The organism is Aeromonas hydrophila subsp. hydrophila ATCC 7966 (assembly GCF_000014805.1).
Lineage (GTDB): Bacteria > Pseudomonadota > Gammaproteobacteria > Enterobacterales > Aeromonadaceae > Aeromonas > Aeromonas hydrophila.
Window position 1 is genome coordinate 4,487,123 of record NC_008570.1, and the last position, 20,577, is coordinate 4,507,699.

At 63.8% G+C, this 20,577-nt stretch carries 22 protein-coding genes; 7 read left to right on the plus strand and 15 right to left on the minus strand.

The features are described 5' to 3' along the window. Nucleotides 1–14 precede the first annotated feature (14 nt). Nucleotides 15–2,495, plus strand: a complete 2,481-nt coding sequence (torA, locus tag AHA_RS20455) for a trimethylamine-N-oxide reductase TorA (RefSeq protein WP_011707716.1) — start codon at nt 15–17, stop codon at nt 2,493–2,495. A gap of 142 nt (nt 2,496–2,637) precedes the next feature. Here the strand turns inward: torA and AHA_RS20460 are convergent, their stop codons facing one another. The 4 genes from AHA_RS20460 to AHA_RS20475 all read right to left on the minus strand — a co-directional run bounded on the left by AHA_RS20460 (nt 2,638) and on the right by AHA_RS20475 (nt 5,603). Further along, on the minus strand, nt 2,638–3,099 hold the full coding sequence (locus tag AHA_RS20460; RefSeq protein WP_010635837.1) for a hypothetical protein: 462 nt from the start codon (nt 3,097–3,099) through the stop codon (nt 2,638–2,640). Nucleotides 3,100–3,140: 41 nt separating this feature from the next. After that, nucleotides 3,141–4,490: a sensor histidine kinase gene (locus AHA_RS20465; protein ID WP_005306363.1), complete on the minus strand. Its 1,350-nt coding sequence runs from the start codon at nt 4,488–4,490 to the stop codon at nt 3,141–3,143. Between the two features lie 37 nt (nt 4,491–4,527). Continuing rightward, nucleotides 4,528–5,184, minus strand: coding sequence for a response regulator transcription factor (locus AHA_RS20470; protein ID WP_011707717.1), 657 nt, complete (start codon nt 5,182–5,184; stop codon nt 4,528–4,530). An 86-nt stretch (nt 5,185–5,270) separates the two neighbouring features. After that, nucleotides 5,271–5,603: a PepSY domain-containing protein gene (locus AHA_RS20475; protein ID WP_011707718.1), complete on the minus strand. Its 333-nt coding sequence runs from the start codon at nt 5,601–5,603 to the stop codon at nt 5,271–5,273. A 63-nt stretch (nt 5,604–5,666) separates the two neighbouring features. On the opposite strand from AHA_RS20475, the gene AHA_RS20480 reads away from it, so the two are divergent. Continuing rightward, complete coding sequence (locus AHA_RS20480) at nt 5,667–5,912, plus strand: PepSY domain-containing protein (protein WP_010635834.1); 246 nt, start codon at nt 5,667–5,669, stop codon at nt 5,910–5,912. 44 nt (nt 5,913–5,956) lie between these two features. Here the strand turns inward: AHA_RS20480 and msrQ are convergent, their stop codons facing one another. Together msrQ and msrP are read right to left on the minus strand one after the other, a co-directional pair. Beyond that, on the minus strand, nt 5,957–6,589 hold the full coding sequence (gene msrQ / locus AHA_RS20485; protein ID WP_011707719.1) for a protein-methionine-sulfoxide reductase heme-binding subunit MsrQ: 633 nt from the start codon (nt 6,587–6,589) through the stop codon (nt 5,957–5,959). A gap of 19 nt (nt 6,590–6,608) precedes the next feature. After that, the gene (gene msrP / locus AHA_RS20490; RefSeq protein WP_011707720.1) at nt 6,609–7,610 is read right to left on the minus strand and encodes a protein-methionine-sulfoxide reductase catalytic subunit MsrP; all 1,002 of its coding nucleotides are present in this window, start codon (nt 7,608–7,610) and stop codon (nt 6,609–6,611) included. A gap of 370 nt (nt 7,611–7,980) precedes the next feature. On the opposite strand from msrP, the gene AHA_RS20495 reads away from it, so the two are divergent. Beyond that, a complete protein-coding gene (locus tag AHA_RS20495; protein WP_011707721.1) occupies nt 7,981–8,463 on the plus strand; it encodes a DUF1097 domain-containing protein in 483 nt (160 codons plus the stop codon). A gap of 72 nt (nt 8,464–8,535) precedes the next feature. Here the strand turns inward: AHA_RS20495 and AHA_RS20500 are convergent, their stop codons facing one another. The 4 genes from AHA_RS20500 to cydH form a co-directional block, all read right to left on the minus strand. Beyond that, complete coding sequence (locus AHA_RS20500; protein WP_011707722.1) at nt 8,536–9,816, minus strand: sigma 54-interacting transcriptional regulator; 1,281 nt, start codon at nt 9,814–9,816, stop codon at nt 8,536–8,538. Further along, the gene (locus AHA_RS20505; RefSeq protein WP_011707723.1) at nt 9,813–10,328 is read right to left on the minus strand and encodes a hypothetical protein; all 516 of its coding nucleotides are present in this window, start codon (nt 10,326–10,328) and stop codon (nt 9,813–9,815) included. Before AHA_RS20505 ends, AHA_RS20500 begins: the two co-directional genes overlap by 4 nt. A gap of 8 nt (nt 10,329–10,336) precedes the next feature. Next, nucleotides 10,337–11,737, minus strand: coding sequence for a sensor histidine kinase (locus tag AHA_RS20510; protein ID WP_011707724.1), 1,401 nt, complete (start codon nt 11,735–11,737; stop codon nt 10,337–10,339). A gap of 98 nt (nt 11,738–11,835) precedes the next feature. After that, nucleotides 11,836–11,928 carry a cytochrome bd-I oxidase subunit CydH gene (gene cydH, locus AHA_RS20515; RefSeq protein ID WP_017409791.1) on the minus strand — a complete coding sequence of 31 codons (93 nt, stop codon included), beginning with the start codon at nt 11,926–11,928 and terminating at the stop codon, nt 11,836–11,838. A gap of 129 nt (nt 11,929–12,057) precedes the next feature. Here cydH and AHA_RS20520 point away from each other — a divergent pair, with 129 nt between their 5' ends. Next, nucleotides 12,058–12,573, plus strand: coding sequence for a 2-amino-4-hydroxy-6-hydroxymethyldihydropteridine diphosphokinase (locus AHA_RS20520; RefSeq protein ID WP_011707725.1), 516 nt, complete (start codon nt 12,058–12,060; stop codon nt 12,571–12,573). A gap of 3 nt (nt 12,574–12,576) precedes the next feature. Here AHA_RS20520 and AHA_RS20525 read toward each other — a convergent pair whose 3' ends face one another. Then, nucleotides 12,577–13,281, minus strand: a complete 705-nt coding sequence (locus AHA_RS20525; RefSeq protein ID WP_011707726.1) for an SDR family oxidoreductase — start codon at nt 13,279–13,281, stop codon at nt 12,577–12,579. A gap of 119 nt (nt 13,282–13,400) precedes the next feature. On the opposite strand from AHA_RS20525, the gene AHA_RS20530 reads away from it, so the two are divergent. Then, nucleotides 13,401–13,805 (plus strand): CBS domain-containing protein, encoded by a 405-nt coding sequence (locus AHA_RS20530; protein WP_011707727.1) that lies wholly within the window; start codon nt 13,401–13,403, stop codon nt 13,803–13,805. On the opposite strand, the gene AHA_RS20535 is transcribed toward AHA_RS20530, so the two are convergent. Then, the gene (locus AHA_RS20535; protein WP_011707728.1) at nt 13,802–14,338 is read right to left on the minus strand and encodes a DUF2301 domain-containing membrane protein; all 537 of its coding nucleotides are present in this window, start codon (nt 14,336–14,338) and stop codon (nt 13,802–13,804) included. The genes AHA_RS20530 and AHA_RS20535 overlap by 4 nt on opposite strands. Before the next feature lie 85 nt (nt 14,339–14,423). On the opposite strand from AHA_RS20535, the gene AHA_RS20540 reads away from it, so the two are divergent. Then, the gene (locus AHA_RS20540; protein ID WP_011707729.1) at nt 14,424–15,188 is read left to right on the plus strand and encodes a substrate-binding periplasmic protein; all 765 of its coding nucleotides are present in this window, start codon (nt 14,424–14,426) and stop codon (nt 15,186–15,188) included. A gap of 94 nt (nt 15,189–15,282) precedes the next feature. Here the strand turns inward: AHA_RS20540 and asnC are convergent, their stop codons facing one another. Continuing rightward, the gene (gene asnC / locus AHA_RS20545) at nt 15,283–15,744 is read right to left on the minus strand and encodes a transcriptional regulator AsnC (RefSeq protein WP_011707730.1); all 462 of its coding nucleotides are present in this window, start codon (nt 15,742–15,744) and stop codon (nt 15,283–15,285) included. A gap of 153 nt (nt 15,745–15,897) precedes the next feature. Between asnC and asnA the strand changes: the two genes are divergently transcribed. Then, nucleotides 15,898–16,890: an aspartate--ammonia ligase gene (gene asnA, locus AHA_RS20550; protein WP_016352287.1), complete on the plus strand. Its 993-nt coding sequence runs from the start codon at nt 15,898–15,900 to the stop codon at nt 16,888–16,890. A gap of 209 nt (nt 16,891–17,099) precedes the next feature. Here the strand turns inward: asnA and AHA_RS20555 are convergent, their stop codons facing one another. Both AHA_RS20555 and clpB read right to left on the minus strand, forming a co-directional pair. Then, a complete protein-coding gene (locus AHA_RS20555) occupies nt 17,100–17,924 on the minus strand; it encodes an MBL fold metallo-hydrolase (RefSeq protein ID WP_011707733.1) in 825 nt (274 codons plus the stop codon). A 60-nt stretch (nt 17,925–17,984) separates the two neighbouring features. Next, complete coding sequence (gene clpB / locus AHA_RS20560; RefSeq protein ID WP_011707734.1) at nt 17,985–20,558, minus strand: ATP-dependent chaperone ClpB; 2,574 nt, start codon at nt 20,556–20,558, stop codon at nt 17,985–17,987. Nucleotides 20,559–20,577: the final 19 nt, after the last annotated feature.

Consider the following 20,577-nt stretch of genomic DNA (forward strand, 5'->3'; position numbering starts at 1 on the left):
CAGAGGAAATCGTCATGACTTTTTTTACCGATAAGAAAACCAATCTGTCCCGCCGCAACCTGCTCAAGGGGCTGGGCGCCTGCGCGGCCCTGCCGCTGCTGGCCGGCATCTTCCCGAAAAGTGCCCTGGCCAAGGCCATCAGCACGGCGCTGGAACAGTTCCCGACCCTGGTACCGGCCCAAAAAGGCATCCTGACCGGCGCCCACTGGGGGGCTTTCGAGGCCATCGTCGAAGATGGCCGCATGGTACGGGTCCAGCCGGTGGCCGATGATCCGGCCCCCAACGATCTCATCGACATGGCGCCGTTCCAGGTCCACGCCAAGAACCGCATCAAGTACCCCATGGTGCGCAAGAGCTGGCTGGAGCACGGCCCGGGCGCCAAGCCCGAGCTGCGTGGCGCCGACGAGTGGGTGCGAGTGAGCTGGGAGAAGGCCATCGCCCTGGTGGCCGGCGAGATAGGCCGGGTGCAGAGCGACTTCGGCCCGCAGGCGATCCACGCCGGTTCCTACGGCTGGAAGAGCGTCGGCATGTTCCACAACAGCCGTACCCTGCTGCACCGCCTGATGAACCTGGCGGGCGGCTTCACCGGCTATGCCGGCGACTACTCCGCCGGCGCTGCCCAGGTGATCATGTCCCACGTGATGGGTTCCATCGAGGTGTATGAGCAGCAGACCGCCTGGCCCAACGTCATCGAGCACGCCGAACTGGTGGTGTTGTGGGGGGTCAACGCCCAGGTCACCCTGAAGAACAGCTGGAACATGCCGGATCACGAGGGTCAGGCCGGTTTCAAGGCGCTCAAGGAGAAGGGCACCCGCATCATCAGCATCGACCCGGTCTACAACGAAACCGCCAAGCTGGCGGGGGCCGAGTGGATTGCACCGAACGCCTACACCGACGTGGCCATGATGCTGGGGGTGGCCCACACCCTCTACAGCGAGCAGAAGCACGATCAGGCCTTCCTCGACCGCTACACCACCGGCTTCGACAAGTTCCTCGCCTATCTGCTCGGCAAGGAAGACGGCCAGCCGAAGAGCGCCGAGTGGGCGAGCACCATCTGCGGCGTCGATGCCAAGGTGATCCGCCAGCTGGCCCTCGACATGGCGTCCAAGCGCACCATGATCATGGCGGGCTGGGGCATGCAGCGACAGCAGCACGGCGAGCAGCCCAACTGGATGCTGGTCACCCTGGCCGCCATGCTGGGCCAGATCGGCCTGCCGGGCGGCGGTTACGGCTTCAGCTACCACTACTCTTCCGGTGGCAGCCCCACCGCCAAGGGCGGCATCCTGGCGGGCATCTCCGCCGGCAATGCGCCGAAGAACGGGCCGGCGCCGATCCCGGTGGCCCGCATCGCCGACTGTCTGGCCAACCCCGGCAAGACCATCGACTTCAACGGCCGCAAGGTGACCTACCCGGACATCAAGCTGGTCTACGTGGCGGGCGGCAACCCCTTCCACCACCACCAGGACACCAACAACCTGGTCAAGGCCTGGCGCAAGCCGCAGACCGTGATCGTGCACGAGCCCTACTGGACCGCCACCGCCAAGCACGCTGACATCGTGCTGCCGGCCACCACCAGCTACGAGCGCAACGATCTGGAGATGGGCGGCGACTACTCCCAGCGCTACGTCTTCCCGATGCACCAGTGCGTGCCGCCCCAGTTCGAGGCGCGCAACGACTTCGACATCTTCCGCGACGTGGCCGCCAAGCTGGGCCTGCAGGAGCAGTACACCGAAGGCAAGGACGAGATGCTGTGGCTCAAGCAGATGTATGACGGCATGGCCGCCCAGGCCCGTGGCGCCCGGGTGGCGCTGCCGCCATTCAACATGTTCTGGGAGTCCAACAACTACATCCGCTTCCCGGTGCCCGAGGCGAACCGCCAGTGGATCCGTCACGCCGATTTTCGCGAGAACCCGCTGCTCAACCCGCTCGGGACCCCGTCCGGCAAGATCGAGATCTTCTCCAGCACGGTGGCCGGCATGGGCTATGCCGACTGCGCCGGCCATCCCAAGTGGTATGAGCCCAAGGAGTGGATCAAGAGCAAAGAGGCGACCCGCTATCCGCTGTCGCTCAATACCTCCCACCCGACCCAGCGGCTGCACTCCCAGCTCGACAACACCCCGCTGCGGGACAAGTTCGCCGTCGCCGATCGCGAGGCGATCCTGATCCACCCGGACGACGCCAAGGCGCGCGGCATCCAGGATGGCGATCTGGTGCGCGCCTTCAACGACCGCGGCCAGATCCTGGTGGGGGCCCTGCTCTCGACCGACATCCGCCCCGGGGTGGTGCGGGTCTGCGAAGGGGCCTGGTTCGATCCGGCCAAACCGGGCGAGGCAGGGAGTCTGTGCAAGAACGGTAACGTCAACTGCCTCACCTTCGACGAAGGCACCTCCAGCCTGGCGCAGGGCAACTGCGGTCACATGGCCCAGCTGCAGATCGAGAAGTACCAGGGCCCGGCCCCGGTCAACACCGCCCACGCGGTGCCGGCCAACGCCTGAGCAGAGGAGTGAGCAACAAAAACGGCGCCATCAAGGCGCCGTTTTCTTATCTCGGTTTGTGGTGTGACTCAGAAGTCACCCTCAACCATCTACTCTTCCGGACACTCCACCCGCTTTGCAGCCAGAGCGCGGACTAGGTGGCTTAGAAGTCCCCTTCCACCATGTACTCTTCCGCACACTCCACCAGCTGGGGCCAGAGTTCTTCCGGCACCCAGGCATCCGGGTCATCTTCATCCCCGTCGTACTGGCTCCAGAAATAGCGGCGCAGGCCGGAGGCGAAGTCATCACTCAGCTCGGCCAGCTCGGAGAGCGGTCCCAACCAGGCGATGCGGCGCAGGCCGGAGGCGAGATCGTTGATGGCGTCCATCAGGCCGCGATCGTCGAAGCTCTGCTCCACCAGCAGGGTGAAGCGCTCGCGCGCCCGCTCGGTCTGATCCTCATCCAGCTCGCCCACGTCGGCCAGCAGGTCGACGAAATCTTCCAGCAGGAAGGCAATCAGGCTGTCGCGATCCTCAAACCACTGGATCTGGGCCCCCTTGGTGCCCAGCACGGAGGCATCGAACGAATCGTCGAGGTGACACAGTGCCCATGGATCATCGGTCATGGTTCTCTTCCTCAGGCTAAAACAGGTGCCATATCTTATGCCTAGCTCTCTACTCTTGCCACCTTGGGCAGCGAGAGAGAAGCCGCCAGCCCGCCGAGCTCGGCGCGCCCCATGATCAGGCTGCCGCGGTAGGCTTCCGCCAGATCGGAGACGATGTTGAGGCCCAGACCCGAACCCGGCACCTTCTCGTCGAGGCGCACCCCGCGCAGCACCGCCTTGGCGATCTGATCCTCGCTCATGCCGGGACCGTCATCCTCGATGCGCAGGGTGATCCAGCCCCCCAGCTCGGCGCTGGAGATGCGCAGCCGGCCGGCCGACCACTTGAAGGCGTTCTCCAGCAGGTTGCCCACCATCTCGTCGAAGTCCTGCTCCTCCACCCCGACCGCCAGGGTGGCCGGCACCTGCAGGTCCACTTCCCGGCCCGGATACAGGCGGGAGAAGGCGCGGCAGATGTATTCCACCCGCGCCCGCACCGGGGTCGACACCCCGAGGATCTTGGCGGCGCCGGTGACCCGCGCCTTGCCGAGGTGGTAGTCGATGTGGCGCTGGATCTGATCGAGCTGCTCGCCGAGGGCGGCCTGATCTTCCGGCGGCAGCTGGGCCACCTGGTTGCGCATGATGCTGAGCGGCGTCTTGAGGGCGTGGGCCAGGTTGCCGGTGTGGGAGCGGGCCCGCTGCAGCAGCTCACCGTAGTGGTGCAGCAGCCGGTTGATGTCCTCCACCAGCGGCTGGATCTCCAGCGGATAGCGCAGCCGGAACCCCTCCTGATGGCCCTGATGGACCCGGCTCAATTCGCGGCGCAACAGGTGCAGTGGCCGCAGGCCGTAGACGATCTGGAACATGAAACCGAGCACCAGCCCGGTCGCGGCAAAGCCAAGGCCGAGGAACAGGCTGATGCGGGTCTTCTTCAGGGTCTGGGTCAGGGCGCTGCTGTCCTTGGCCATCACCAGGGTGAACACCCGATCCGAACCGGGCAGCAGCACGGTGCGGGTCATGATCAGCAGCGGCTCCTTGTTGGGCCCCTTGCCGACGAAGAGATCCGGATCGCCGAAGGCCGACTTCAGGCCGTGCACGTCGAGGTGCACATCCCACAGGGAGCGGGAGCGGCTGACCACGCTCTCCCCCAGCTCCAGCTGCCAGTAGTAACCGGAGTAGGGCTGGCGAAAGCGGGGGTCGGCCATGGGTTCGGTGACCACCGGCAGGCCATCCGGCTGGATCTCGAGGCGGGAGAGCAGATCGTAGAGCTGCAGGCGCAGGCCGTCGGCCTCCGCCTCCTGCCAGTAGTTGCGCATCATGGTCTGCAGGCTGAAGCCGGTGGCGAACAGGAACAGCCCGCACCAGACCATGGCGATGACCACCAGCCGCCCCCGCAGGGTACGCACCAGCCTCATTCAGCCGCTCCGGTACAAGAGGGCATCAAGAGCCGGCTCATTCGTTGATCCGATAGCCGAGACCGCGCACCGTCTCGATGAGATCGGAGTGGGTCTTCTTGCGGATCCGGCCGATGAACACCTCTACCGTGTTGGAGTCGCGGTCGAAATCCTGAGCGTAGATGTGGTCGATCAGCTCGCTGCGCGACACCACCTTGCCCCTGTGCTGCATCAGATAGCCGAGCACCCGGAACTCGTGGGCGGTCAGCTTGATGGGGGTACCTTCGTACCACACCTGGGACGCCGCCATATCGAGCCGCACCCCGCCGATCTCCAGGATCGAGCTGGCGTTGCCCGCCGCCCGCCGCACCAGGGCATGGACCCGGGCCACCAGCTCGGCCACCTGGAACGGCTTGGTGAGGTAGTCGTCGGCCCCGGCGTTGAGCCCCTCGATCTTCTCGTGCAGCTGGCCACGGGCGGTCAGCACCAGTACCGGGGTGTCGATCCCCTTGCTGCGCCACTCCTTCAGCACGCTCAGGCCGTCGCGGCCCGGCAGACCGAGATCCAGAATGATGGCGTCGTAGGGCTCGGTCTCGCCGAGAAAGCCGGCCTCGTTGCCGTCGTGGCAGAGGTCGGTCACGAAACCGGACAGGCGCAGCTGTTCCGCCAGCTGGCCCGCCAGGGTCTTCTCATCTTCAACTATCAGAATTCGCATAAATGGGTATCCAAAGCAGGGTTGTGCCGGTACCGGCGGCGGTTGGGGAACGAACCGGATGGCGGCGCGTTCGCGGACTCACTCCATCACTCCTCTTCCGGAGGCGGACGCGGTTCGAACAGCCGCTCCAGATGATGGCCCTTGAGCCACACCATCTCCAGGTTGTCGGCCCGATAGCCCACCTTGATGACGCTGTTCTCGCTGTCGATCAGCTTGAGTTCGTACAGCCAGATGCCGTCCTCCTCCCCCAGATCGACCCGCAGCACCCGTACCGGCAGGCGGGAAGCCACCTCCATCACCTCATGAAAGGGGCGCACCCGTCCCTCGCTGACCGCCTGCTGCAGCAAGGCCTCGTTCGGCGTGGCCGCCTGTGCCAGTGCCGGCAGCAGCAACCCAAGCAGAGACAGGGCTCTATTCATGGATGATTCATCTCCCAAAACCTAACATAATGCCGTTTATAGTCTGCCAGCCATGAATCCGGAATGAATATGATCCGACGCAGTTTCCTGCTGATCCTTTGCCTCTTCTCCACCCTCGGCTGGGCGGCCGAGAGCCGTCTCGACATGGCCGGGCTGGTCAAACTGCTGGTGGCCCAAGGGTATCACGACATTCGGGAAGTGGAGCTGGAAGGGGACAAATTCGAGGTGGAAACCCTGGATGCCCAGGGGCAACGGGTACGACTCCTGGTGGACGCCCATACGGGTGACATCAAAAAAGAGGCCGACTAGGCCTCTTTTTTATTGCGGGTTGTCGGGGCGACGCACTGCCGGTCTCATGCCTCCCTCAGTTTCTGCGGCCGAAGCCGGCGCCAGGGGCGCAGCAGCTTGTCACGGCGCGGCACCAGCAGAGCACAGGCCAGCAGCAGATAGATGAGCGGCTCCTGCCAGCCGCTCTTGAGCGACCACCAGTAGTGCACCGGCACCAGCAGGGCCACCGCGTAGATCCAGTTGTGCAGCTGCTGCCAGGCCGGCCCCATGCGCCGCAGCAGGGCCGGGATCGAGGTGAGGCTGAGCGCCAGCAGCAACAGCAGCGCCACCATCCCCACCACTATGTAGCTGCGCTTGACCAGTTCGCCGCCAATCAGCCCCCAGTCGAACTGCAGATCCAGCCCCAGCCAGACCATGAAGTGCAGACCGGCCCAGGCCGCGCACCAGAGCCCGAGCGGGCGGCGCAGCTTGATGAGCTGCCCCTGCCGCCAGCGTTTGGCCAGCGGCGATACCAGCAGGGTGAGCAGCAGCAAGTTGAGCGCCCCCTTGCCGAGATAGTGGGTCAGCCCCTGTACCGGATCCCCTCCCAGCAGGCCGCCGGGCACGGCCACCAGCAGCCAGAGCAGAAACCCCAGCGAGGCGAGGTGTACCAGCGCCCGCAGCAGGGTGATGTGACGCGCCGTCAGTCGTAGAGTCATGGTGTCAGCTCCTCTCGTCTCAATACCACTTGCGCAGATCCATGCCCTGATAGAGGGACGCCACCTCGTCGGCATAGCCATTGAATGGCAAGGTCGGCTGGCGCTTGGCCCCGAAGATGCCCCCCTCGCCGATGAAACGCTCGCTGGCCTGACTCCAGCGCGGGTGATCCACCGCCGGATTGACGTTGGCGTAGAAGCCGTATTCGTTGGGGGCCAGCAGGTTCCAGGTGGTGGGCGGCATCTCCTCCACCAGCCGGATGGAGACGATGCTCTTGATGCTCTTGAAGCCGTACTTCCAGGGCACCACCAACCGGATCGGCGCACCGTTCTGGGCCGGCAGTGCCTTGCCGTAGAGCCCCATCGCCAGGAAGGAGAGCGGGTGCATCGCCTCGTCGAGGCGCAGCCCCTCGACATAGGGGTAGTCGATACCGCCACCGAGGGAACGCGACGCCTGTCCCGGTAGCTGTTCCGGATCATAGAGAGTCTCGAACGCCACGAACTTGGCGCGGCTGGTGGGCTCCGCCCGGCGGATAAGATCCGCCAGCGCGATGCCGCTCCAGGGCAGCACCATGGACCAGGCCTCCACGCAGCGCAGCCGGTAGATGCGCTCCTCCAGCGTGCTCTTGTTGATCAGATCCCACACGTCCAGGGTAAACGGCTTGGCCACCTCCCCCTCTACCTTCAGAGTCCAGGGCTCGGGCTTGAGGTAGTGGCCGTTGCGGGCCGGATCCCCCTTGTCGGTACCGAGCTCGTAGAAGTTGTTGTGGGTGGTGGCCTTCTCCTCCGGCGTGAGGATCAGCCCCTCCGGCCGGGCGGCGGCGTGGATGTTGAGCGCCCGGGTGGCGACCGGCGCCGGCTTGTCGCCAGAGAAGAGATCGAGCACCCCGGCCTGGGTCGGAAACGCCAGGGTGGCGGCGCCGAGCCCCAGTCCTTTCAGGATCAGGCGGCGATCCTGATAGACGGCTTCCGGCGTGACGTCCTGTTCGGTGAGGTGGTGGGCAGAGAGGCGCTTGAGCAACATGGAAAAACTCCCGGGGCGATGAGGGTAACAATCATAAGACCCGCCCCGGCCGAGTTTTATTTCACGGAAAATTACATGAATTGATAGAGGGGCAGTGCCTTGGCCATGGTTCCGACCAGAAACAGCACTACGAACACCAACAGGGGAACGATCACATTTGGCACCATCAGACTCACTCCATGAGCAGGACAGGGCCTCTAACTATGGAGTAGGGGCCAGCGCCTCACCATGAAATATTTTCGCGAGCGCAAGCGTATTCCTGAGTTGAAATGAGTGATGCAGATCACACACAATCCCGCCCCTGCTTGCCGCCCCTCTTGCGCGGGGTAGGCTCCCTTTTTTCCGAATTTCACTACTGAAGAGTCACGCCATGAGCCCATTGATCGCCATCGCCATCACGACCGGGATCCTCTCCGCCGTCTGGGGCTGGGTCGCCGTTACCCTCGGCCTCATCTCCTGGGTCGGCTTCCTCGGCTGCACCAGCTATTTTGCCTCCAGCGGTGGCTACAAGGCGCTGCTGCAGACCCTGCTGTGCAATGCCAGCGGCATGCTGTGGGCCCTGCTGCTGATCCATGGCGACGCCTGGTGGGGCGCCGGCGTGGCGGGCTACCTGATGACCGGGGTGGTGGCCACTCTGATGTGCGTGCAGGCCAAGCAGCAGTGGCTCGGCTACATTCCCGGCACCTTCGCCGGTTGCTGCGCCACCTTCGGCGCGGCGGGAGAGTGGCGGCTGATCCTGCCGTCACTGGTGATTGGTGCGCTGTTCGGCTACCTGATGAAGGCGAGCGGACTCTGGCTCTCCCACAAAACCCAGAAAACCCAGGCCACCGCTGGCGTCACCGACCCGGCCTGATCCCGGCGATGTGACCGAGCCGGTCTGAAACAAGAGGGGCGGTCCGTCATCGACGGGCCGCCCCTCTGTCATTTATCCCTTCGACTTGAAGTTCGCGGCTTCGATGCCGTGCCGATTCAACAGCTTGTAGAAATCGGTGCGGTTTCTGCCCGCCATGTTGGCTGCCAGGGTCACATTGCCCTCGGTGGTGCGCAGCAGCCGGATCAGATACTCCTTCTCGAACTCGGCCCGTGCCTCGTTGAACGAAGGGATGCCGCCACTGCCGCCGCTCAGCGCCGACTCCACCATGGCGGCACCGATCACCGGGCTGCAGCAGAGGCTGGCCAGCTGCTCCACCACGCTGCAGAGCTGGCGCACGTTACCGGGCCAACCCGCCGCCGCCAGCAGGGCCAGCGCCTCCGGCGAAAAGCCGAGGGCGGCGCAGTCGCCATGGCGGCTGCGATAGTCATCCAGCGCCTGCCTGGCCAGCAGCGGAATGTCTTCGCTGCGGGCGCTGAGGGGGGGCAAGGTGATGTTGGCCACGTTGAGCCGATAGAAGAGATCTTCCCGAAAGCGCCCCTCCTCCATCGCCGCCACCAGATCCTGATGGCTGGAGCTGATGACCCGCACCTCGGGCGTGCCCTGGCCGTACTCCTGCAACACCTGCAGCAGCTTGGCCTGCAGCGATTCCGACAGGTCCCCTATCTCGTCGAGAAACAGGGTCGCTCCCTTGGCCTGTTCAAACAGGCCGGACTGGCCATCCTCGCCAAACAGCTGCAGATCCAGCGCCGCCCACGGCAGCGCGGCACAGTTGATGACGTGCAGTGGCTTGTCACGCCGGCTGCTGGCCTGGTGCAGCGCCTGGGTCATGACGCCCTTGCCGGAACCGGAAGGGCCCATGATCAGCACGGGCACCTCCATGGCGGCGATGCTGCCAGCCTGGATCAGCAACTGCTCCATCTGCGGGTTGCGGGTCAGGATCAGCGACTGCCAATCCTGTCGCTGCTTTGGGCGCGTCAGGCTCAACGCGTGTTCTATGGTGGCGAACAGCTCATCCTTGTCGATGGGCTTGGTGAGAAAACTGAACACCCCGGAGCGGGTGGCCTGAATGGCATCGGGAATGGTGCCATGGGCGGTCATGATGATGACCGGCAGCCCCAGCCACTGGGACTGGATCCGCTCGAACAGCGCCAGCCCGTCCATGCCGGCCATGCGCAGATCGCTCAGCACCAGATCGGCCCGTTGCTGGCGCAGCCGGTCCAGCGCCCCTTCGGCGCTGTCGGCGGTATCCACCTCATAGCCCTGGCTGCGCAGGCGCATGCTCATCAGCTTGAGCAGGCTGGCATCGTCATCGACCAGCAGGATGCGACTCATTTCAGCGCCTCGCCATTGCCGTTCAGCTTGCGCTGATTGAGTTGATCATCGATGGCGGAGAGTTGCTCGATCTGGCGGCGCAGACGCTGCACCTCCTGACTCTGATCGTCGCGCCGGCTGTCGCGGGCCAGCAGCTCCTCGCCGAGGGCTATCCAGCTGCGCAGGAAAGCCTGGGCATCCAGCCCGAGCTCCGGCAGCAGGCTCTTGAGCTTGTCCAGACCGGCCCGCCGGCTGGCCACCGACTCGGACGGGTGGGTGTTGACCATGGCCAGGCTGACCCGGCTCTCGATATCGGTCGCCCCCTTGAGGCGCTGGCGCTCTTGGGCCCGCTGCTGGGCATGGCTGGCCAGCAGCCAGTCCGAGTATTGCAGGCGCACCTGCATCTCCTTGTTGGCAAACTCCATCCGTTTGGCGAGGGCGAGATCCGGCGACGCCGCCGGGTCACGCGCTGGCAGCAGGGAACAGCCTGTGAGCAGGCTCATCATCAATACCGGAACAACACATTGTTTCATCTTGGGCTTCACTTCAACGTCAACCGGAAACAGACATCCGCCTGTTCATCTTCAACCAATACCAACTCGCCGCCAAGGCTCATCGCCGATTCCCGGGCGATGGAGAGCCCCATTCCGGAGCCTTTCAGCAGCCCCTGGCGCACAATACTGCCCTGCTCGAAGGGCTCGAAGATCCGCTCCCGCTCGGCCAGCGGAATCGCGGGCCCTTCGTTGGCCACCTCCAGCCAGCTGCCGTTGCCATCCTGCCCGGCGCGGATCCAGATCTGCCCGCCGCTGGCACCGTAGCTGACCGCATTGGAGAACAGATTATCGAGGATCAGCCGCAAGCGATATGGCTCGGCCTGCAGGGTGATCGGATCGGTCGGCAAGTGTACACTGATTTGTTTGGATTCCAGCGCCAGCCGGTACTCTGCAGACAATTCTGACAGCAGGGGCGCCAGCGCCACCGGGGTCAGGGTGAACACCTCCTGCTGGCTGAGCCGGTTGAAGTCGAGCAGCCGCTCGATCAGGGTCTGCAGCCGGCGGCTGTTCTCCTCCAGCATCTGGCAGATCTCCTGCTGATCCGGGGTGAGCGGCCCTACAAGCTGCTCGGAGAGCAGATCCGCTCCTTCCCGCAGCACCGCCAGCGGGGTCTTCAGCTCGTGGGAAACGTGGCGCAGGAACTGGTATTTCTGCTGCTCCAGCTCCTTCAATTTATCGTGCAACCAGACGATCCGCTCCCCCAGCAATACCAGTTCGGCCGGCCCGTCCACCGGGCGTTTGTCCGGTTCCACGCCGGCCCCCAGACTCAAGATCCGCGACTCAATCTGACGCACCGGGTGGATGATCAGATAGGTAAACAGCAGCACCAGCAGCAGGCTGAGCACCGCCACGAAACCGCTGACCCACCAGATCTCCGTCATCAGGGCGGCGATGGTCGCCCGCACCCGGCTGACATGCTCGTCTACCTGGCTGCGGGTGATAATCTCAAGCTGCTGATTAACCTGATTAAATTCATCAAATTTGGGGCTGTTTGACTCGGCCTTGGCGCGGGCGAGATCCTGCAGGCTGTCGAGCCAGGCGAGCGCCTGCTCGAGACCCGTGTAAGCCTCGGCGTCCGGGATGGAACTCTGGTGAGCGGCCAGCAGGCTGCGATAACTCGCCAGCTGCTGCTGATAACTGGCCAGGATGCGCTCATCCCCCAGCACCGCATAGCGACGAAGAGTACGTTCAAGATCAATGGCTTGGGTGGTCAGCAGTGTCGCTCGACGGGTGTCGCGCACCGCCCGTTCCAGCTCGTCGCTGGTCAACTGGCTGAGGTGTTCGAGGGACTGGCTGTCGTGCCAGATCATGCCGCCCAGAGGCATCAACACCAGAACGAACCCCATCAATACCACTTGCAGCAGGGAGCGTGGGCGTACCTTGGTCATCTTGGACTATCTCAATTCAGCAGGGGTGGGTCAGCATATCTGCACTCCCCCAAAAAGCAAAACCGGCCAGAGGGCCGGTTCATGCTGCAGCTTGAGCATCACGCCAGACCGACGGATGCCACACAGATAATCAGGATCATGGCCAACGCGCCAGATGCGGTCAGCAGTGCCCATTTCAGTTCCACGCTCATGCAAACCTCCTTTCTTGCCAAGATGATAGAGCCTGATCACAACAGACAAACCGATGTTAATGCATAGTTAACCCGATAACCGTGAGCTGTGTATGAATTTCAGATGAGCCCCATCCAAGGACCGGTGACATGTTCTATCTGTGTAGCATTGGATCGAATCTTGACCCCCATCAGCACGTCAGTCAGGCGGTCGGCGAGCTGCTCGTTCACTTTGGCCGCCTGCAGCTGAGCTCGGTGATCCAGACCAAGCCGGTCGGGATGCACTCCAGCCATGATTTCCTCAACTGCCTGTTCGTCGCCGAGAGCGAGCTGGCACCGCACCAGCTCAAGGCACACTTCGTCGCCATGGAGCTGGCCCACGGCCGGGATCGCAGCGATCCGCGCTGCAAGGTGCTGGACCGGCCGCTGGACATCGACATCCTGGCCAGCAGCCAGAGCGATGACTTCTCCACCGCCCGGGTCGACGCCTATCTCGACGAGCTGCTGGCGGAGCTCTATGGCCGTGGCCAGGTGCATGATCGCAAGGTGACCCTGCCGCTGCACACCCGCTTGATGGCGGGCAAGGTGATCGAGGAGCGCCAGGTCGGCCTCGCCCCCATCGCCCTGCAGCAGGAGATGGCGACCCCGGCCGCGCTCCTGCGCTGACCCCTAGATGACGGCCAGACCGCGGCCACCATCCACCCGGATGCTGGCCCCGGTCATGTAGTCGTTCTGCATCAACAGCTGAACTGCCTGCCAGATGGGCTCCAGCCCCCCTTCCCGCGCCAGCGGCGTCTTCGCCAGCACCTGCTGGCGCCACGCATCGCCATGTTCGTCGAGAAACAGGATGGGGCCCGGCTCTATGGTATTGACCCGGACGGCGGGTGCCAGCTCGCGGGCAAAGCTCATGGCCAGCGAGTGGGCCCCCGCCTTGGTGGCCACATAGCTGGCAAACTGGGGTGCCGGCGCGTGGATGTAGATGTCGGTGATATGGATGATGCCGGCATTGGCGTTGCGCGCCAGCTGGGACGCCAGCGCGCGGTTTAGCTGGAAGGGGGCCGCCATGTGCACCCGGTAGAACTGATCAAACTGGGCCAGCTGCGCCGCCGGATCCGCCGCCTGCGGCTCAAACGCCGAGGCGTTGTGGATCACCAGCGCCAGATCCTGATGGACGGCCAGCGCCTCGATCAGCTTGCCGACCTCCTCCTCGCGCGCGAAATCCGCCTGCACCAGCTCGACCCCCAGCGCTCGCAGCCGCGCCAGCTCGGGTCGCTCGCTGCGATAGCTGCCCGTCACCTGCCAACCCGCCGCCACCAGCTGTTCGCACAGATAGAAACCAAGCCGGCGGCCACACCCCGTCACCAATGCACGCATACCCTCTCCTTGATTGTCCGGCCGGGGAATACCTATCGATCCCCACGGCACAAGCCATTGGCCGTTGCCGCCACCCGGCGGGCATAGTGGCGCCATTGCCACCTTACGGAGCCACTTCCATGTTACAGATCCGCGATCACATGAGCCGTTCGACCCACTCCCTCACCCCGCAGCTCGGCCTGGCCGAAGCGCTGGACCGGCTGCATGACTCAGGTCTGAGCGGCCTGCCAGTGCTGGACCCGCAGCAGCGGCTGATCGGTTTTCTCTCCGAGCAGGATTGCATCCCGAGCCTGCTCACCGGCAGCTATCACTGCGATACCCGCACCCGGGTCGAGGATCTGATGAGCCGGACACCTCTTTCGGTCAACCCGGATGACAGCATACTGGATCTGGCCCGCCAGATGACCGAGGCCAGACCCAAGGTCTATCCGGTACTGGAGGGGAACCGGGTTGTCGGCATCATCAGCCGCCGGCAGGTCATGCAGGCCCTCAACGCCCAGATGAAGGGCTGCCTGCCCACCTAAATCTGGTAGCGCTCCTTGTCGCCGATATCGAAGTGCAGCGGCATGCGCCACTTGGCCAGGGAGAGCAGGCAGAGCAGCAACCCGCACACCAGCGCCACTAGGGCGGCGGCCCAGCCGATGCCGGCCAGCTCCAGCAGCCACAACAGGGGCAGCAACAGAGGGACCGCCCTGATCCCTGGAATGGCGAAGCAGAACTGCTCCTTGCAGGCCAGCCCTGCCAGGGTGGCCAACGCCGCCCCCAGCACCAGCACATCCGGTGCCCCGCTCGCACTGAGCAGCAGGGCGCCCCACCCCAGCCCCTGCAGCACAAAGCGAATGCGCTTGTCATAGACATGCAGGCATAACCCGCATACCCCGCTGGCCACGGCCAGCGCCACCAGCCAGCTGGCCGGCGCCAAAAAATCCTGCCCGAGCAGCAGGCTTGCCCCTCGACACAGCAGCAGCAAGGCTGCCAGACTCAAGCCAAGGCGATAGAGGCAGACCGACACTCTGTCGATGCCGTCCAGCTCGCTTTCTATTTCAGGGTTTGCCATCGGCGGTCGCCTCTGTTGCAGGTAGGGGCCAATATACTTGAATTATGCCCGCGAGCGATTCCCTATTCCGTGCAGGAGATGTGGTTTGCGAAGATTCATTCTGCTCTGCCTGTTGTTCCCCCTCTGGCTGCAGGCCAAAGAGTTGATCATCGGTGGCACCCTGGAGCCGCCGCTGAAGTTTCTGGATGCGCAGGGCGTTCCCCATGGTCTGGACGTGGACGTGGTCAGCACCATCTTCGGCAAGCTGCGCATTCCCATCCGCATCGAGCTGACCGACTCCGGCGCCCGGCTGACCCGCAACGCCGAAACCGGGGTGTACGACCTGGTGATGACCCACTCCTACAAGCCAGAGCGGGAGCGCTATCTGCTCTACCCCCAGCAGGCTCACCTGCGCCACAGCTGGCACTTCTTCGTGCGCAAGGCCGACCTGCTGAAGATCCGCTACGACACGCTGAGCGATCTGAAACCATGGCGCATCGGCATCACCAAGGATTTCTCCTATACCCCGGAGCTGACCGCCGCCCTCGCCGACCCGGCCTATCACTTCCAGGAGATCCCCATCAACCAGCTGCAACTGCGCAAGCTGATCGCCGGGCGTATCGACGTGGTGCCCATGCCGCTGGTCACCGCCTTTGCCCAGATCAAGGAGGAGGGGCTGGAGGGCAAACTCGATTACCTGCCCAAGCCGCTCAAAGCCAGTCCTTACTACACCGTCTGGACCAAGGCCAGGGCCGATGCCACTACCCCGGCCCTGATGGCGGCCTACGACGCCGAACTGCTGCGAATGAAGCGCGACGGCCGGCTCAAGGCCATCTACGACCACTACGGCATCCCCTATATCGAGCCCTGATCCCGACCGTCAGGGCTGCACGTCTCGCAAGATCGGGCTCTGCAGTGAAATCAGGGTTTCGCCTGTGAAATGGAACTCCCGCGTCCCTCAGTCCTTAAGGCTTCACATCCCGCAAGATTGGGTTTTGCAGCGAGATTAACGTCTCGGTGGACTGGATCTCGTCGATGGTCTGGATCTTGTGGATCAGCACCGTCTGCAACTCGTCGATGGAGCGGGTCATCACCTTCATGAAGATGCTGTAATGACCGGTGGTGTAGTAGGCCTCCACCACTTCGTCCAACGCCTGCAGCTTGGCCAGCGCCGAAGGGTAATCCTTGGCGCTCTTGAGGTTGATGCCGATGAAGCAGCAGACGTCGTAGCCCAGCTTCTTGGGGTTCACCTGCACCCGCGTTCCCTCGATGATGCCCGCCTGCTTCATCTTTTCCACCCGCACATGGATGGTGCCCGGGCTGACCAGCAGTTGTTTGGCAAGCTCGGCATAGGGAATGCGCGCATTCTCCATCAGGGCGGTGAGGATGGCCTGATCGAGATTATCGATCCGATAATTTTCCGGCACTTTTTTGCACTCCCTTTGATGATTCATCATTAATTGCCGGTGTATTTTGAAGAAAAAAATACACAAAGCCTATTTCTATTATCGAATATTGAATTTAGTTGGCAATCTGTTGAAGAATCCTCACATCCAACGGGTTCAAGACAGGTATTCAGCATGAAACAGCACTACATTCGCAGCCAGCAACAGATCAGCTTCGTCAAAGAGATGTTCTCCCGCCAACTCGCCCAGCAACTGGGTCTGATGGAGGTGCAAGCCCCCATCCTGAGCCGGGTCGGTGATGGCACTCAAGACAACCTCTCTGGCCACGAGAATGCGGTGCAGGTCAAGGTGAAGACCCTGCCTGAACACAGCTACGAAGTGGTGCATTCGCTGGCCAAATGGAAGCGCCAGACCCTGGGTCGCTTCGGTTTCGGCCCGGGCGAAGGCATCTACACCCACATGAAGGCGCTGCGTCCGGACGAGGATCGCCTCACCCCCATCCACTCCGTCTACGTGGATCAGTGGGACTGGGAGAAGGTGATGCCGAGCGAGCGCCGCGATCTGGCCTACCTGCAGGAAACCGTGCGCGGTATCTGGGCTGCCATCAAGGCCACCGAGCGCGCGGTCTGTGCCGAGCACGAGCTGACTCCCTTCCTGCCGGCCGAGATCCAGTTCCTGCACAGCGAAGAGCTGCTGACCCGCTACCCGGACCTCGATGCCAAGGGGCGCGAGCGGGCCATCGCCAAAGAGCTGGGGGCCGTGTTCCTGATTGGCATCGGCGGTGCACTCTCCCACGGCGAGCGCCACGACGTGCGTGCCCCGGACTACGACGACTGGAGCAGCCACAGCGAGCTGGGTCTGGCCGGTCTGAACGGTGACATCCTGGTGTGGAACCCGGTACTGCAAGACAGCTTCGAGATCTCCTCCATGGGGATCCGGGTCGACGCCGAGGCGCTGCGCCGTCAGCTGGCCATCACCGGCGATGAGGATCGCCTGCAGTACGACTGGCACCAGGATCTGCTGGCCGCACGGATGCCGCAAACCATCGGCGGCGGCATCGGCCAATCCCGTCTGGCCATGCTGCTGCTGCAAAAAGAGCACATCGGCCAGGTCCAGGTCGGCGTCTGGCCGGCCGAGATGAAAGCCGCCGTGCAAGGCATGCTGTAACGAATGAAAGTCATGCCGGCGTCATCGCCGCCGGCATGGCAACAGGCAGGTGGCCATCGGGGTTGAGCGAGCGCATCCCCGGCAGGCTGTAAGAGGCGAGGCCAGCAGTGGCCGCGCTTCGCAATCGGGGGCTTGCCCCTGCGACCCGCTCAACCCACGTCAGGTCGCTTCACTACATTCCTCCCGGCAATCTTCGGATTGCCGTTTTTTTACACCGAAAACCTGTGCTCAAAACCTGCCCCGATCTGGCACTGGCGCGGCAACCCCGCCTTTCTGCTGCCAGTGCAGTGGCAGGCAAACAACTGATCCACCGCCTCTTCCTGCAGATAGGCACCGAGCGCCACCGCCCGCTGTGGGCCGGAAAACTTCAGGTGCAGGCCGCCGATGACGGCGTGGATCCGCTCGTCACCACACACCTCCTTGGCCTGCTCGATGATGTTCTCGACCCCGGCGTGACCGCAGCCGATAAAGACGATGAGCCCCTGCTCGCTCTTGTAGGCCAGCGCCGAATCGTCGCTGATAAGGTCTTTCTCCACCCGTCCGCCCCGCACTATGTAGCCGAGCAGCGAAGGCGCAGCCCGGTCGCGCCGCACAATGCTGCCGAGGAACACCAGACGATCCGAGAGCCACACCGGCTCGGCCGAGCAGTGGGGAAGCAAGCCTCTGGCCGGCAGCGACTCCCGAGCCAGCTCCCCCGACAGGCGATAGAGGTTGCGCCGCCAGAAGGGGAGCGACAGGAAGTAACCCCGCTCGCAGAACACGTCCGGACAGGCGATGAGCGGGATGGGTCTTGGATAGGCAGGCAGCGAGCCGACCCCGCCCACATGGTCGTAATGCCCGTGGGAGAGCACCACATGGGTGAGCGAGGCGAGATCGATCCCCATCACGGCGGCGTTGTGGCACAGCGCCCGGCCACGGCCGCTGTCGAACAGCACCCTGAGGCCGTCACACTCAAGCAGCAGCGCCAACCCTCGCTCGGGCAGACAGCCAGGCAGATGAACGTCGTCATCCACCAGCACGGAAAACTTCAGCATCTCGCTTCCCCTGAAAACAAAACGCAGGCACGAGGCCTGCGTTTTTCATCGACAATCCCGTTACTGGGTCATGGTGAGGCCGTTGCTGTCGGCCCCCAGCACCAGCTTTTTGCCCGGCACGATGCGGCCGGAGAGCAGCGCCTGCGCCAGCGGGTTCTCCACCTTGTGCTGGATCGCCCGCTTGAGGGGACGCGCCCCGTAGACGGGATCGAACCCGGCGTGCACCAGTTTCTCGAGCAGCGCCTCGCTCACCTCCACCTCGTAACCCTGAGCCTCCAGTCGGCCCATCAAGCTCTTGAGCTGGATGCGGGCGATGGACTTGATGTGCTCCTCGCCGAGCGGGTGGAACACCACGGTCTCGTCGATCCGGTTGATGAACTCCGGCCGGAAGCTGCGGGTCAGCACCTCCATCAGCATGCCCTTCATCTCGTCGTAATCCTTCTCGGAGTGGTGCTCCTGAATGAGATCCGACCCGAGGTTGGAGGTCATGATCACCACCGAGTTGCGAAAATCGACGGTACGACCCTGACCATCGGTCAGGCGGCCATCGTCCAGCACCTGCAGCAGGATGTTGAACACGTCCGGGTGTGCCTTCTCCACTTCATCCAGCAGGATCACCGAGTAGGGGCGACGGCGCACCGCCTCGGTCAGATAACCACCCTCCTCGTAACCCACGTATCCCGGAGGCGCCCCCACCAGACGGGCCACGCTGTGTTTCTCCATGAACTCCGACATGTCGATCCGCACCATGGCGTCCTGGGTATCGAACAGGAACTCGGCCAGCGCCTTGCACAGCTCGGTCTTGCCCACCCCGGTGGGCCCCAGGAACAGGAAGGAGCCGATGGGGCGGTTCGGGTCGGACAGCCCGGCGCGGGAGCGGCGAATGGCGTTGGAAACCGCCTCGACCGCCTCTTCCTGGCCGATCACCCGGCTGTGCAGCTGATCTTCCATCCGCAGCAGCTTGTCGCGTTCCCCTTCCAGCATGCGGGCCACCGGAATACCGGTCCAGCGGGCCAGGACGTCGGCTATCTCCACGTCGGTGACCCGGTTGCGCAGCAGACTGGTCTCCTGCATCTCGGCCTGGGTGGCGAGATCCAGCTGTTTCTCCAGTTCCGGAATGCGGCCGTACTGCAGCTCTGACATCCGGCCCAGATCGCCTGCGCGGCGCGCCACGTCGAGATCCTGGCGGGCCTGCTCGAGGGCCGCCTTGATGTGCTGGGTGCCGGCGAGGGCGGCCTTCTCGGCCTTCCACACCTCATCCAGCTCGTTGTATTCCCGATCTTTTTCGCTGATTTCCTGATTGATCAGCTCGAGCCGTTTGCGGCTGGCGTCATCGTCCTCTTTCATCAGTGCCTGCTGCTCCAGCTTGAGCTGGATGATGCGCCGCTCGAGCCGATCGAGGGACTCGGGCTTGGAGTCGATCTGCAGCCGGATACTGGCCGCCGCCTCGTCGATGAGGTCGATGGCCTTGTCCGGCAGCTGGCGATCCGCGATGTAGCGGTGCGACAGCTGGGCCGCCGCCACGATGGCAGGGTCGGTGATCTGCACGTGGTGGTGCAGTTCGTAACGCTCCTTCAGGCCGCGCAGGATGGCGATGGTGTCCTCCACGCTCGGCTCCTCCACCAGCACCTTCTGGAAGCGGCGCTCGAGGGCTGCATCCTTCTCGATGTACTGGCGGTACTCGTCCAGGGTGGTGGCGCCGACGCAGTGCAGGTCGCCACGGGCCAGCGCCGGTTTGAGCATGTTGCCCGCATCCATGGCGCCTTCACCCTTGCCGGCGCCGACCATGGTGTGCAGCTCATCGATGAAGAGGATGACGTTGCCCTCCTCCTTGGCCAGATCGTTGAGCACGGCCTTGAGCCGCTCTTCGAACTCGCCACGATACTTGGCACCGGCCACCAGCGCCCCCATGTCGAGCGACAGCACCCGCTTGTTCTTGAGCCCCTCCGGCACCTCGCCATTGATGATGCGCTGGGCCAGCCCTTCGACGATGGCGGTCTTGCCGACGCCGGGGGCACCGATCAGCACAGGGTTGTTCTTGGTACGGCGTTGCAGCACCTGGATGGTGCGGCGGATCTCGTCATCCCGGCCGATCACCGGGTCGAGCTTGCCGATCTCGGCCCGCTCGGTCAGATCGATGGTGTATTTCTCCAGCGCCTGGCGATTCTCCTCGGCGTTGGCATCTTCCACCTTCTTGCCGCCACGCACCTTGTCGATGGCCGCTTCGAGTTTCTCCTTGGTCAGCCCCTGGGCACGCAGCAGCTCACCCAGCGTCCCCTTCTCGTCGAGGGCCGCCAGCACGAACAGTTCGGATGAGATGAACTGATCCTTGCGCTGCTGAGCCAGCTTGTCGCAGACGTTGAGCAGCCGGCCGAGGCCGTTGGAGAGCTGCACATCGCCCTCCACGCCGCTCACCTTGGGCAGCCGATCCAGCTCTTCGCCGAGGCGCGAGCGCAGAGAATTGATGTCCATCCCGGTCAGGGTGAGCAGCGGACGGATGGAGCCGCCATCCTGATTGACCAGGGCGGTCATCAGGTGAACGGGTTCGATGAATTGGTGGTCACGACCCAGTGCCAAAGACTGGGCATCGGAAATAGCAATCTGGAATTTGCTGGTCAGGCGATCGAGGCGCATTGCACTCCCCCTTTCAAGA